Origin of the sequence: Mycobacterium sp., assembly GCF_044370595.1 — a bacterium.
Taxonomy (GTDB): domain Bacteria; phylum Actinomycetota; class Actinomycetes; order Mycobacteriales; family Mycobacteriaceae; genus Mycobacterium.
The window spans coordinates 1-14,205 of sequence record NZ_JBILVF010000084.1; the positions used below are offsets into that span (position 1 = coordinate 1).

At 68.6% G+C, this 14,205-nt stretch carries 7 protein-coding genes; 5 read left to right on the forward strand and 2 right to left on the reverse strand.

Features of this window, described 5'->3' with window-relative positions:
- Positions 1–1,094, forward strand: a 1,094-nt coding sequence (locus ADBZ5N_RS11955) for a putative PEP-binding protein (RefSeq protein WP_526257698.1), incomplete at its 5' end; no start/stop codon positions are given.
- A gap of 5 nt (positions 1,095–1,099) precedes the next feature.
- Here ADBZ5N_RS11955 and ADBZ5N_RS11960 read toward each other — a convergent pair.
- Entirely contained in the window at positions 1,100–1,696 is a 597-nt protein-coding gene (locus ADBZ5N_RS11960) for a TetR/AcrR family transcriptional regulator (protein ID WP_526257699.1), read from the reverse strand.
- 38 nt (positions 1,697–1,734) lie between these two features.
- On the reverse strand, positions 1,735–3,228 hold the full coding sequence (locus tag ADBZ5N_RS11965) for a flavin-containing monooxygenase (protein WP_526257700.1): 1,494 nt from the start codon (positions 3,226–3,228) through the stop codon (positions 1,735–1,737).
- Positions 3,229–3,275: 47 nt separating this feature from the next.
- Here ADBZ5N_RS11965 and ADBZ5N_RS11970 point away from each other — a divergent pair, with 47 nt between their 5' ends.
- The 4 genes from ADBZ5N_RS11970 to ADBZ5N_RS11985 all read left to right on the forward strand — a co-directional run.
- Complete coding sequence (locus ADBZ5N_RS11970; RefSeq protein WP_526257701.1) at positions 3,276–4,127, forward strand: SDR family oxidoreductase; 852 nt, start codon at positions 3,276–3,278, stop codon at positions 4,125–4,127.
- Between the two features lie 409 nt (positions 4,128–4,536).
- Entirely contained in the window at positions 4,537–5,565 is a 1,029-nt protein-coding gene (locus tag ADBZ5N_RS11975) for a PE-PPE domain-containing protein (protein ID WP_526257702.1), read from the forward strand.
- 114 nt (positions 5,566–5,679) lie between these two features.
- The gene (locus ADBZ5N_RS11980) at positions 5,680–6,420 is read left to right on the forward strand and encodes a glycoside hydrolase domain-containing protein (protein ID WP_526257703.1); all 741 of its coding nucleotides are present in this window, start codon (positions 5,680–5,682) and stop codon (positions 6,418–6,420) included.
- A 359-nt stretch (positions 6,421–6,779) separates the two neighbouring features.
- Positions 6,780–14,205, forward strand: a 7,426-nt coding sequence (locus tag ADBZ5N_RS11985; protein WP_526257704.1) for a fatty acid synthase subunit beta domain-containing protein, incomplete at its 3' end; no start/stop codon positions are given.

A 14,205-nucleotide genomic window follows, 5' to 3' on the forward strand; every position in this document is an offset into this window, starting at 1 on the left:
CTACCAATGACCTCACCGACGGCATGGTGGTCACCGTCGACGGCACCCACGGCCGGGTGCTGGCCGGCCGCAGCCAGGACACCCCGGTAGTTACCGTCACCTCTGAACCGGGTCAGCGGATCGTTTCCGAAGTCACCGCGACCAAGATCTACGTCAACGTCTCCATGCCGTACGCCGCCGAGCGGGCCGCCGGACTCGACGTTGACGGGGTCGGCCTGCTGCGGGCCGAACTCATCCTGACCGACGCCCTGAACAATCGGCATCCTCGGGATCTGATCGCACGCGGGGAGCAGAACACCCTCGTCGACAAACTCGCCGAGGCGGTGGGCCGGGTCGCCTCCGCGTTCGGCCCGCGGCCGGTGATCTACCGCGCCACCGATTTCCGCACCAACGAGTTCCGTCAACTCTCCGGTGGCGAGGCCTACGAGCCCGAAGAGCACAACCCGATGATCGGCTACCGTGGCTGCTTCCGGTACATCAAGCAGCCCGATGTCTTCGCCCTCGAACTCGACGCGCTGGCCAGGGTCCGGGAGCGAAACCCCAACCTGCACCTGATGATTCCGTTCGTCCGGACCAAGTGGGAACTCGAGGAGTGCCTGACGCTGATCGACGCCAGCCCACTGGGCCGCCAACGCGGGCTGCACCGATGGGTGATGGCCGAGGTGCCCTCGGTGGTGTACTGGTTGCCCGAATACGTCGGGATGGGCATCGATGGGGTGTCCATCGGCAGCAACGACCTGACCCAGCTGATGCTGGGCGTCGACCGCGACTCAGATGTGTGCTCGGAACTGTTCGACGAATCCGACGCCGCGGTCCTCGACGCCATCGGCCGCATCATCAGCACCGCTCGGCGGTTGGGGATCACCGCCTCGCTGTGCGGCCAGGCGCCCTCGACCAGACCGGATTTCGCCGAGCACCTCGTCCGGATGGGCATCACCTCCATCTCGGTCACCCCGGATGTGGCCGAACGGACCCGGCGCAACGTCGCTGCTGCCGAACGCCGACTGCTGCTGGAGTCGGCGGTTTCCCGGCACGGTGACCGTCCAACCGCCAGCCACACCACCAGCAGCCGCCGCAGACCGCAGCGGAAGTAGCTGCGCTACCGACGGTAAGCCGCGGTGCCGATGCCGGCGAAGATCACCGCGACACTGCGGTTGAGCCGCGCGGTGAACTCGGCGGGCGTGGCGGTGGCCGGATCTTCACCCTTGGCGCCGAACGCGCAGTCGTCCAGAACGCCGGCTAACTGGGCCGGCGTGAGGCCGGAGGGGCTGAGGTCGATCTCGCCGGCGGCGGCGGCGCGCCTGAGCACGGCGATGATGACCTTCTCCGCCCGGCGGTGGGCGGTCTGGGCAATGTCGCCGCACAGCGCGCCGTGGCGGTCGTAGAGTTCGACGGCGTGCGGCGAGCTCGACGTCAGCTCGACGAACCGCAGGAACCGCGCCTGCAGCAGGCGGCTGATCCGGCTCTCGATGTCGAGGTCCGGTGCGTCGGCGGCCTCGCGCATCGCCGCCAGGTGCTCCTCGTGCAGACGCGATACCAGGGCGCGGAACAACTCTTCCTTGCCGCTGCAGTGCGCATACACCGTCGCTCGGGACACCTGCGCCCGGCGGGCGATACTCTCGATCGAGGCCCGGCGGTAGCCGAAGGCGGTGAACTCGGCAAGGGCCGCGGCGGCGATCGCTTCACCCGTCGACATCCGGTCAGCCACCTCCACAGGACGAGGGTCAGGATAGGTCATGCCTTCCCCCGTGCGCGCAAGTCGTAGTCGGCCGCCGCGAGTCGCCGAGCGCGTCGCTGGTACTCGGCGGGTTGGCCGGGCCAGGTGATCGTCACGCGGCCGGCGTCATTCCGGTACCAGCTGCCGCAGCCCGAAGCCCAGACCGTGTCGGCCATCCGCTCGGAGATCTCCCTACGGAAAGCGTCGAAGACATCCCGGCGGACCTCGAGCAGCTCGGCCCTGCCGTCGGCGAGCATCCGAACCGCATCCGCGATGTGGTCGGCCTGAGCCTCCAGCATGTCGATCGCCGAGCCGGTGCCGTGGCCGGTATTGGGGCCGTAGACCATGAAGAGGTTCGGAAAGCCTGGGACCGACAGTCCCAGGTAGGCCTCCGCCCCGTCCCGCCACCGGTCGTGCAGACGCTCTCCACCGCGACCCAACACCTCCATCGGCGCGAGCAGATCAGTAGCCGCGTAGCCGGTTCCGAAGATGATGGCGTCCACCGGGTGTGTCCGGCCCCCTGCGTCGATGACGCCCTCATCGGTGACGCGCTCGACGGCCTCGGTGACCAGTTCGACGTTCGGACGCCTCAGCGTCGGAAGCCACTCGGAGGTCAACAGCACACGCTTGCAACCCATCTCGTAGTCCGGCTGCACCCGGGCGCGAAGATCGCGGTCGCCGCGTAGTGCGATGTCGCGCTGGAGATCGGAGAGTCGGGCGAAGAGGCGACGTGAGCGATCCGCCGTCCGCGGGGGACGTCCGGTGAAGAGCGGGGCCAGGATTTCAAAGGAGTTGCGCCACGCCGACCGGGACGCCCGCTGCAGCCCGGGAAAGCGCTCGAAGACCTTCTGCGTCCGGGCCGAATAGATCGCGTCCATCTTCGGCAACGTCCACGGCGCCGACCGCTGGAAGATGGTGAGTTGCCGGGTGCGCCCGGCGATGGCCGGCACGAACTGGATCGCGCTGGCCCCCGTTCCCAGCACGGCGACCCGCAACGCGGTCAGGTCGAGGTCATGGTCCCAGTCGGACGAGTGAAAGGCCGGGCCGGCGAAGTCGGCGAGCCCCGGCACGTCTGGAATCCGGGGGCGGGCGAGTTGCCCGCAGGCGGTGACCAGCAGTTCGGCTTCGACGAAGCCGCCGCCGGCGAGGTCGAGTCGCCAGCGTCCGGCCGCATCGTCCCAGGCCGCGGTGCGCACCTCGGTGCCCAACCTCAGATGCGGCGCAAGGCCGTGATCGTGGGCGACCCTCTCAAGGTATGCGCGGATCTCCTCCTGAGCTGCAAATCGCCTGCTCCAGCGCGGATTTGGCGCAAACGAGAGTGAGTAGAGGTTCGAGGGAACGTCGCAGGCCAGCCCGGGATAGCTGTTAGCCTCCCAGACGCCACCCACTCGGGCCGCGCGCTCGACGATGACAAGATCTCGAACCCCGGCTTCGCGCGCGCGGACCGCGGCGGCTATTCCTCCGAACCCGGCTCCGACGATCGCCATCGACACGTCCCGCACCCTCAACATGATGAGCAACATTGACACTTTTAGCAAATAGTGTTTAGCGTGTCGGTATGACTGAACCGTCCAAGGCCGTTCTCGTTACCGGATGCTCCACCGGGATCGGGCATGCCACCGCCCTGCGGCTTGCCAAGTCCGGCCACACCGTATACGCCTCTGCCCGCCGCGTGGATTCGCTGGCCGAACTGCGCGAGGCCGGTGCGCACACCCTGGCCCTCGACGTCACCGACGAGGACTCGATGATCGCCGCGGTCGGGCGCGTCGTTGATGAGCAGGGCGCGGTCGGCGTATTGATCAACAACGCCGGCTACTCCCAGTCCGGTGCGATGGAAACACTGTCCATGGACGATCTGCGCCGCCAATTCGAGACCAATGTCTTCGGACTGGTGCGAATGTGCCAACTCGTGCTGCCCGGGATGCGTGCCCAGCACTGGGGTCGCATCGTCAACATCAGTTCAATGGGGGCGAACTTCACCTTCCCCGGCGGTGGCGCCTATCACGCGTCGAAGTACGCCGTCGAAGCGATCAGCGATGCGCTGCGCTTCGAGGTCAAGGGATTCGGCGTCGACGTCGTGATCGTCCAACCCGGGCTGATCCGGACCGAGTTCGCCGCAACCGCCCAGACCGCGATGGGTTCCGACGACGGTCCCTATGCGGAGTTCAACGCCGCCGTCGGTGCGGCCACCGAGGACGCCTACGCCAAAGGCCCGCTGGCCAGACTCGGCGGCGATGCCGACAGTGTCGCCAAGGCGGTGGAAAAGGCCATCACCGCCAGGCGCCCTCCGATCCGGATTCGCGTCACCCCGTCGGCGCATGTGCTCATCGGGGCCAACGGCTTGATGAGCGACGGCATGTGGGACCGGTTCCTGGCCGCCCAGTTCCCCAGGCCTGGTCAGCCTGTCTGACCCGAGCCGGGTTGCCGACACTTTGCCCGACCTGCGGGGCGGGGAGACCGGAGCGGCCACCGGCCAGCGGGGCGACTTCGCCGGAGTCGCTCCAGCCCGAACCGCGGTCACGAAGGCGTGATTGTCGCTATCCCAAGCCTCGCAGCGATACCCTCACTGTAGTGGTTCATTCGCTCCGCAGTGGCCGCACAGCTAATTCAAAAGGCCGACGGCTACCCATGCGGTCCGAGATGCGTTGCGCCAGTGGGAAAACCGTCTGATGCTCGGTTTCCACACTCTTTCGACACGTCCGCTAATATTCGCGCGTGACTTAGCTGGACGGCAGCCAATGGGGGCCATTCCTATGGGTAAACACAGCGCCGCAGTCGGTGGATGCGGCGGCCCGCTGGGACGCGGCTGTCTCACGTCCATGGCCGCGGCGGCGGCCGTCGTCGGCCTGTCGTCGGCGACTTCACTCCACACCGCTGCACCCGCTCGGGGATCAGGGGGCACGGTGCTGACCCTGGAGGGCGGGATCGTCGGCGCCCAGGACCTCGTCCACTTCACCCCGTTGCAGCTCGGCGGGCGACTCTGCGCGCCGCCTCAGCGGTGCCGACCGGTCGATTACCCCGCCCTGCCCGGTGAGGAGTTCAACCAGCAGGGCGCCGATATCCTCGCCACGGCGATCTCCGCGGCGACCGCCGACGGCGAGCCGGTCACCCTGTTCGGCCACAGCCAGGGCGGCCAGGTCATCCACGTCCTGTTGCGCCGCTGGGCCGCCGATCCCGGCGCAGCACCGGATCCGGACCTGGTGTCGTGGGTGTCCATCGGCAACCCCGAGAACCCGATGGGCGGGTCCGCCCGCAAGCCGGGGTTTCCCTCCCAGACCCCTTATCGCGGGACCGAGGTGATCCGCCAGTACGACGGCTGGGCCGACTGGCCCTCGGACACCGGCAATCTGCTGGCCGTCGCCAACGCGGTGGTGGGGGCGCTCATGGCGCATCCGAACTACTTCAGGGTCGATCTCGACGACCCCGCGAACGTCAGCCATATCCCGGCCAATCCCGATGGAACCCCGGGCGCGGTGACCTACATGTGGGTACCCACTCCCGTGTTGCCCCTCATCGCCGGCTCAGGAGTCCTGGCCCCGGCGCTGGACTCGATGCTGCGCCCCATCGTCGAAGCCGGCTATGACCGGCCGGTCGACCTGGGCGCCGGCCAAGACCCGGACGCCGGTAACCCCGGTACTGGTCGTCCCCCCGGCCGGGGCGACCGCCGAACCGGCTTGCAACCCTCGGTGGTCGCGCGCCAGACCCCCGCGGCGACACCCCGACCCGCCCCGGCCGCTGCTGCCACAATCATTGCGGGAGAATATGATTCACGCTCGGCCTCGGCAGGCCCACAGCGCCCGCGCAATCACATCACGGGGTCGCAACGGCGTGGATGGGGTGGGCGCTGAACGCGCCGCTCTCAAGCACACTTACACGAAGGACCGCGATCACCGGGAGCCCAAGGACACCGCGTAGAGGCGCAATCCCTGGAATAGAGGTACCGCTGGCTTAATCTGTGGCCCATGGCATCCGGGCCCTCGTTGTCACGCCGATCCGTCCTGAAATACGCCGCCGCCACCCCGGCGGCGCTCAGCCTGGGAGTGCTGGCCAACGCGGTCAGCACCGCCCCGGCCGCCGCGGACTCGCTCGGCCTGCTACTGGACTACTCCGCCGGTGTGCTCAGCGCCGCCGACATCAAGGCGGCCGGCGCACTGGGCGCGATCCGCTATGTGTCCGACCGCCGCCCCGGCGCTAACTGGATGCTGGGCAAACCCATGCAGCTGGCGGAGGCGCGCGATCTGTATCAGGCCGGGCTGAAGATCGTCTCCAACTATCAGTTCGGCAAGCAGGACACCGCCGACTGGCTCGGCGGTCAGGCTGCCGGTATCAAGCACGCCAAGCGGGGGTGGGAACTACACACCGCCGCAGGCGGTCCGCAGAGCGCCCCGATCTATGCCTCCATCGACGACAACCCGACCTACGAGCAGTACAAACAACAGGTGGCGCCGTACCTGCGGGCCTGGGAAGACGTTCTGGACAAGCAGCGCGTCGGCATCTACGCCAACTCCAAAACCATCGAGTGGGCGCTCCAGGACGGCGTTGGTTCGTGGTTCTGGCAGCACGACTGGGGCACCCCGAACGGGTTCGTTCATCCGGCCGCGCATTTGCACCAGTTCGAGATCGATGCCCGCGAGGTGGCCGGTGTCGGAGTCGACCTCAACGACATTCTCAAACCGCAATTCGGCCAGTGGGTGATCGAATAACTGCCATAACCTACCGAATAGTAGGTTTATCCAGCAAACTCCCGTCCGGTTTTTCGGTGAACAATTGTCGACTAGACCGCGCAGCCTCTGCTTGGTTGGCGCGGTGTCCCGGACACGGCCCCAATGCCAGATCGTTAGATAACGATTCGATAACAGTCAGCGCTTGAGCAGCGCGGTTATAGCTACCCAAGCGTAACCGCCCGCATGCAGCAGGTTTGTCTCACGGGCTCGCTCGGCACCCCCACCGCGCCGATCATCACTCGGTGGTTACTCCTGCGTAGAACTCGTCAGTAACAAAAAGACGTGCCGAAATGATGCGACGCTTAGTGCGCGATATCGGCCGCAGAGGAGACCTAAGAGTGACGGTTCACGAGCACGACAGGCTGCCCGCGGGGGTGGACTCCGACGTGAAATCGGAGACTCGGGCATCCGCCCACGCGCTCGTCGATCGCCTCAACGCCGGCGAGCCCTACGCGGTGGTGTTCGGCGGTCAGGGATACAGCTCCTGGCTGGGCGGACTGGAGGAGATCGTCACCACCGCCGGTATCGAGTCCGAACTGGCCCGAATCGTCGTCGAAGCCGACCTGCTGCTGGCGCCGGTGGCAGATGAGTTGGTCGTCGCCCGGCCCATCGGTTTTGACCCGCTGCGCTGGGCGCGGGCGCTGGCGGCGGGGGAGACGGTGCCCGCCGACTTGACCTCGGCGGCGGTATCGGTGCCGGGCGTCCTGCTCACCCAGATCGCGGCGGTGCGCGCGCTGCGCCGGCAGGGCCTGGAATTCGACGCCGCACCGCCGGTCGCGTTGGCCGGTCACTCGCAGGGTGTGCTGGCCGTTGAGGCCTTCACAGCCCGCGGCGCCCGCGATGTCGAGTTGCTGGCACTGGCTCAGCTGATCGGGGCGGCCGGAACGCTGGTCGCCCGGCGCCGCGGCATCGTGGCCCTCGGCGATCGCTCCCCGATGGTCTCGGTGACCAACGCCGAACCCGCCCGCATCGCCGATCTGCTGGAGTCGTTCGGCCGCGACGTACGCACCGTGTCGCCGCCGGTGCTGTCCATCCGCAACGGCCGGCGGGCCGTGGTCCTCACCGGCACCCCCGAGCAGCTTTCCCGGTTCCAGCTCTACTGCGAGCAGATCTCGGACAGAGAAGCCGCCGAGCGCAAGAACAAACTGCGGGGCGGGGCGGTGTTCGCGCCGGTCTTCGACCCCGTTGCGGTCGAGGTCGGTTTCCACACCCCCCGACTCACCGGCGGCGTGGACCTCGTCGGCCAGTGGGCGCAGACCATCGGGTTGGACGTCGAGGCGGCCCGCACCCTCGCACGCGACATCCTGGTCGAGCAGGTCGACTGGGTGCAGGCGATCACCGCGATCGAAGAAGCCGGCGCCCGCTGGATTCTGGATCTGGGACCCAGCGACATCCTGACCCGGTTGACCGCGCCGGTGATCCGCGGCCTGGCTGTCGGTATCGTGCCGGCGGCCACCCGGGGCGGTCAGCGCAACCTGTTCACGATCGGTGCCGCCCCCGAGGTCGGCAAGCCGTGGTCGAGTTACGCGCCCTCGTTGATCAGCCTGCCGGACGGCTCGGTGAAACTGTCCACCAAGTTCACCCGGCTCACCGGACGCTCGCCGATCCTGCTTGCGGGCATGACTCCCACCACGGTGGACGCGCGGATCGTCGCCGCCGCCACCAACGCCGGGCACTGGGCGGAACTAGCCGGCGGCGGACAGGTCACCGAGGCGATCTTCGAGGCGAGGATGGCCGAACTGACCGAACTGCTCGAACCCGGCCGGGCCTTCCAGTTCAACGCGCTGTTCCTCGATCCCTACCTGTGGAAGCTTCAGGTCGGCGGAAAACGGTTGGTGCAGAAGGCGCGTCAGTCCGGAGCGCCCATCGACGGACTTGTCGTCAGCGCTGGCATTCCCGAACTCGACGAGGCCGTCGACCTGCTCGACGAACTCGGCCGCGCGGGCATCGCGCACATCTGCTTCAAGCCCGGCACCGTCGAGCAGATCCGCTCGGTGATCCGCATCGCCGCCGAGGTGCCTACCAAACCCGTGATCGTCCACGTCGAGGGCGGCCACGCCGGCGGCCACCACTCCTGGGAAGACCTCGACGATCTGCTGCTGGCCACCTACTCGGAGTTGCGTTCGCAGTCCAACATCACCGTGTGCGTCGGTGGCGGGATCGGCACACCCGAGCGCGCCGCGGAGTACCTCATCGGAGGCTGGTCACGGGCCTACGGCTACCCGCTGATGCCGGTGGACGGGATCCTGCTCGGTACCGCCGCCATGGCCTGCCTGGAGGCGACCACCTCGCCGTCGGTCAAGCAGCTACTGGTCGATACCGCAGGCACCGAACAGTGGGTTGGAGCTGGAAAAGCGTTGAACGGCATGGCTTCTGGACGCAGCCAGCTCGGCGCCGACATCCACGAGATCGACAACTCCGCCTCCCGTTGCGGCCGATTGCTCGATGAGGTGGCCGGTGACGCCGAAGCGGTGCAAGCCCGCCGCGACGAGATCATCGCCGCCATGGCCGCCACGGCCAAGCCATATTTCGGCGATGTCGCCGCGATGACCTACCTGCAGTGGCTGCGCCGGTACGTCGACTTGGCCATCGGGGACGGCGACAGCACCGCCGACACCAAGCGGGCCGATTCGCCGTGGCTGGACGTCACCTGGCGAGACCGATTCGCGTCGATGCTGCAGCGGGCCGAAGCCCGCCTCAACGACGCCGACACCGGGGCCATCGAGACGCTGTTCGGTGACACCGCTCTGCTGGAGGAACCGGACCGGGCCATCGCGACGCTGCTCCAACGCTATCCCGACGCCGACTCGGTGCTGCTGCACCCCGCCGACGCGCCCTACTTCACCGAACTGTGCAAGGTCCCCGGCAAGCCGGTCAACTTCGTGCCGGTCATCGACAAAGACGTCCGCCGCTGGTGGCGCAGCGACTCGCTGTGGCAGGCGCACGACGCGCGCTACAGCGCCGATCAGGTGTGCGTCATCCCCGGAACCGCCGCCGTCGCCGGCATCACCCGGGTCGACGAGCCGGTCGGGGAACTGCTGGACCGTTTCGAAAGTGCCGCGGTGGCCAGGGCTTCGGCCGCCGGGCAACAGCCCCGGCCGGCGGCCGCACGGCTGCAGATGCGTCCGGACGTCACCGGGCCGCTGGCCGTCGTACTGGACTCCCCGGATGTGCTGTGGGCCGGCCGCACCGCCACCAACCCGGTGCATCGGTTGGCCCCGCCGTCGCAGTGGCAGGTAGCGGCCGGGGAGCCCGCCAGCGCCCGGCACGACGCCACCGGCGCCCGACTTGAGGTCGTGGGTACCGACCGGGTGGTGCTCAGCGTGCCGCTGTCGGGGACGTGGATCGACATCGCGTTCACCCTCCCGCCGACGGTCGTCGACGGCGGCGCACCGATGGTCATCACCGCCGATGCCGCTGGGGCCATGCGCGCGGTGCTGGCGATCGCCGCCGGCGTGGACGGCCCGGATGCGTTGCCCCCGCTCACCGGGCACTCCACCACGGTGCGGGTCGACTGGGATCCCGACCGGGTCGCCGATCACACCGGTGTCACCGCCACGTTCGGCGCCCCCCTGGCGCCCACCCTGTCCACGGTTCCCGACGCGCTGGTCGGCCGCTGCTGGCCGGCGGTATTCGCCGCGATCGGCGGTGCCACCACCGACTCGGACTTCCCGGTGGTGGAGGGTCTGCTCAGCCTGGTCCACCTCGACCACGCCGCGCGACTGCTCAAGCCGCTGCCGCGGGAGAAGACCGAACTGATCGTCACGGCCACCTCAGCCGCCGCGCAGGACACCGAGGTCGGCCGGGTGGTCCCGGTCACCGTGAACATCAGCGACGCGGGCGGTGCCGTGCTGGCGGTTCTGGAAGAGCGGTTCGCCATCCGCGGCCGCACCGGCCCGGTCGATCTCGCCGACCCGGTGCGGGCCGGGGGAGCGGTGTCGGAGAACGCCACCGATACCCCGCGCCGCCGTCGCCGCGACGTCACCATCACCGCGCCGGTGGACATGCGGCCCTTCGCGGTGGTCTCCGGTGACCACAACCCGATTCACACCGACCGGTGCGCAGCCCTGCTGGCCGGACTGGACGGCCCCATCGTGCACGGCATGTGGCTTTCCGCAGCCGCCCAGCACGTGGTCACCGCCACGGACGGCAAGCCCGTCCCACCCGGGAAGCTGATCGGCTGGACCGCCCGCTTCCTGGGCATGGTGACCCCGGGAGACGAGGTCGAAATCCGCGCCGACCGGGTCGGAATCGACTTGGGCGCTGAGGTTTTGGAGATCACCGCCAAGATCGACGGAAACCTGGTGATGGCCGCCACCGCCCGGCTCACCGCCCCCAAGACCGCGTACGCGTTCCCCGGACAAGGTATCCAGCGCACCGGAATGGGTATGGACGTGCGGGCCCGGTCCAAAGCCGCCCGCACGGTCTGGGACCGTGCCGACACGTTCACCCGCGAGCATCTCGGTTTCTCGGTGCTGCACGTGGTCCGCGACAACCCGACCACCCTGATCGCCGGCGGCGTGCACTATCAACACCCCGAAGGGGTCTTGTATCTGACGCAGTTCACCCAGGTCGCGATGGCCACGGTCGCGGCCGCCCAGGTCGCCGAGATGCGCGAGCAGGGTGCCTTCGTCGAGGGCGCCATCGCCTGCGGCCACTCGGTGGGCGAGTACACCGCGCTGGCCTGCGTCACCGGCGTCTACGAACTGGAGGCGCTGCTGGAGGTGGTATTCCACCGAGGCTCCAAGATGCATGACATCGTCCCGCGTGACGAACTCGGCCGGTCGGACTACCGGTTGGCCGCGATCCGGCCCTCTCAGATGGATCTCGATGACGCCGACGTCACACAGTTCGTCGCCGACATCGCCTCGCGCACTGGGGAATTCCTGCAGATCGTCAACTTCAACCTGCGCGGCTCGCAGTATGCGATCGCCGGCACGGTGCGAGGTCTGGAGGCGCTCCAGGAGGAAGTCGAACGCCGGGTGGAGATCAGCGGCGGTAAACGCGCCTACATCCAGGTTCCGGGCATCGACGTGCCGTTCCACTCCGACGTCCTCAAGGTCGGGGTGGACGAGTTCCGCCTGTCGCTGCAGCGGATCATGCCCGAGGACGCCGACGCGTCGGTACTCATCGGCCGCTACATCCCCAACCTGGTGCCGCGGCTGTTCAGCTTTGACCGCGATTTCATTCAGGAGATCCGCGATCTGGTGCCCGCCGAACCGCTCGACGAGATCCTCGCCGATTACGACACCTGGATCACCCAGCGCCCGCAGGAACTTGGCCGTCGGCTGGTCATCGAACTGCTTGCCTGGCAGTTCGCCAGCCCGGTGCGCTGGATCGAGACCCAGGACCTGTTGTTCACCGAGGAGGGTGCCGGCGGGCTGGGCATCGAGCGGTTCGTCGAAATCGGGGTGAAGTCCGCTCCGACGGTCGCCGGTCTGGCCAGTAACACCCTGAAACTGCCCGAATACGCCTACAGCACAGTGCAGGTGCTCAATGTCGAGCGCGACGCCGAGGTGCTCTTCGCCAGCGACGAAGATCCGGCCGAGGAGGACGACCTGCCGCTCGAGTCCGCTCCGGCGGCACCGGCCGCGGTCGACGCCGCACCGGCCGCACCGGCCGCACCGGCCGATCCCGCCTCGTCGGGGCCGCGACCGGCAGACATCCCGTTCGATGCCGCCGACGCCACCCTCGCGCTGATCGCACTGTCGGCCAAGATGCGCATCGGTCAGATCGAGCCGTTGGACTCCATCGAGTCCATCACCGACGGCGCGTCGTCGCGGCGCAACCAACTGCTCGTCGACCTCGGCTCCGAACTCAACCTCGGCGCCATCGACGGGGCGGCCGAAGCCGACCTCACCTCGCTTCGGGGGCAGGTCGCCAAACTCGCCCGCACCTACAAACCGTTCGGACCGGTGCTCTCCGACGCCGTCAACGATCAACTGCGCAGCGCGCTCGGACCGTCCGGCAAGCGCCCTGGCGTCATCGCCGAACGGGTCACCAAAACCTGGGAACTCGGCCCCGGCTGGGCCAAGCACGTCACGGTCGAATTGGCTCTGGGCAGCCGGGAGGGCAGCAGTGTTCGCGGTGGCCCACTCGGCGGACTGACCGACGGGCCGCTGACCGACGCCGCCGCGGTCGACAAGGCTGTCGACAGCGCCGTGGCGGCAGTCGCCGCACGGCACGGCATCTCTGTGGCACTGCCCTCCGCCGGGGGTGCCGCCGGCGCTGTGGTCGACTCCGCCGCGCTGACCGAATTCGCCGAAGCCCTGACCGGCCGCGACGGCGTGCTGGCCTCCACCGCCCGGCTGGTGCTCGACCAACTCGGGTTGGACGCCCCGGTCAGCGCACCGTCGTCGGCCGCCGACACCGAACTGATCGACCTGGTGACCGCCGAACTGGGGGCGGACTGGCCGCGGCTGGTGGCACCGGTGTTCGACGCCCGCAAGGCGGTGCTGCTCGACGACCGCTGGGCCAGCGCCCGCGAGGATCTGGTCCGGCTGTGGCTGGCCGAGGAGGACGAGATCGAGGCCGGCCGTCCGCGTTACGCCGAGCAGTTCGAGGGCGCCGGTCATGCGGTGGCCGTTCAGGCCGACTGGTGGCGGGGTCGCGCCCTGGCCGAGGGCCGGGCGGTGCACGGTTCGCTGTTCGGACGCATCGCCGCCGGCGCGGAGAATCCGGAGCCGGGACGCTACGCGGGCGAGATCGCCGTCGTCACCGGCGCCTCGAAGGGATCCATCGCGGCCGCGGTCGTGGCCGGCCTGCTCCACGGTGGCGCATGCGTCGTGGCCACCACATCCCGGCTTGACGATGATCGCCTGGAGTTCTACAAGACGCTCTACCGCGAGAACGCCCGCTTCGGGGCATCGCTGTGGGTGCTGCCGGCCAATATGGCCTCCTACGCCGACATCGACGCGCTGGTCTCCTGGGTCGGCAATGAGCAATCCGAAAGCCTTGGGCCGCAGTCCATCCACATCAAGGACGCCCAGACGCCCACATTGCTGTTCCCATTCGCCGCACCCCGGGTGGCCGGTGATCTGTCGGAGGCCGGTGCGCGCTCGGAGATGGAGATGAAGGTGCTGCTGTGGGCCGTCGAACGGCTCGTCGGCGGACTCTCGGCGATCGGTGCCGACCGCGACATCGATTCCCGCCTGCACGTGGTGCTGCCCGGTTCACCCAACCGCGGCATGTTCGGCGGCGACGGCGCCTACGGTGAATCCAAGTCGGCCCTCGACGCGGTCGTGGCGCGGTGGAGTGCGGAATCCTCCTGGGCGCAACGGGTCACCATCGCCCACGCCCTGATCGGCTGGACCAAGGGCACCGGTCTGATGGGTCACAACGACGTCATCGTCGACGCCGTCGAAGAGGCCGGTGTCACCACCTACACCAGCGCCGAGATGGCGGCGATGCTGCTCGATCTGTGCACCGCCGACGCCAAAGCCGCGGCCGCGACCGCACCGTGCAAGGCCGACCTGACCGGTGGACTCGGTGACGTCGAATTGGATATGGCCGACCTCGCGGCCCGGGCGCGCGCCGAGATGACCTCGGCGGCAGAGCGGTCCGGATCTGAGGGCCCGGCGGACACCATCGCCGCGCTACCCTCGCCGCCGCGTGGTCACCGTGGTCCGGTGGCACCCGCCTGGGCCGAACTCGACGTCGATCCTGCTGACCTCGTCGTCATCGTCGGCGGTGCCGAACTCGGGCCGTACGGATCCTCGCGCACTCGCTTCGAAATGGAGGTTTCCGGCGAACTGTCGGCGGCAG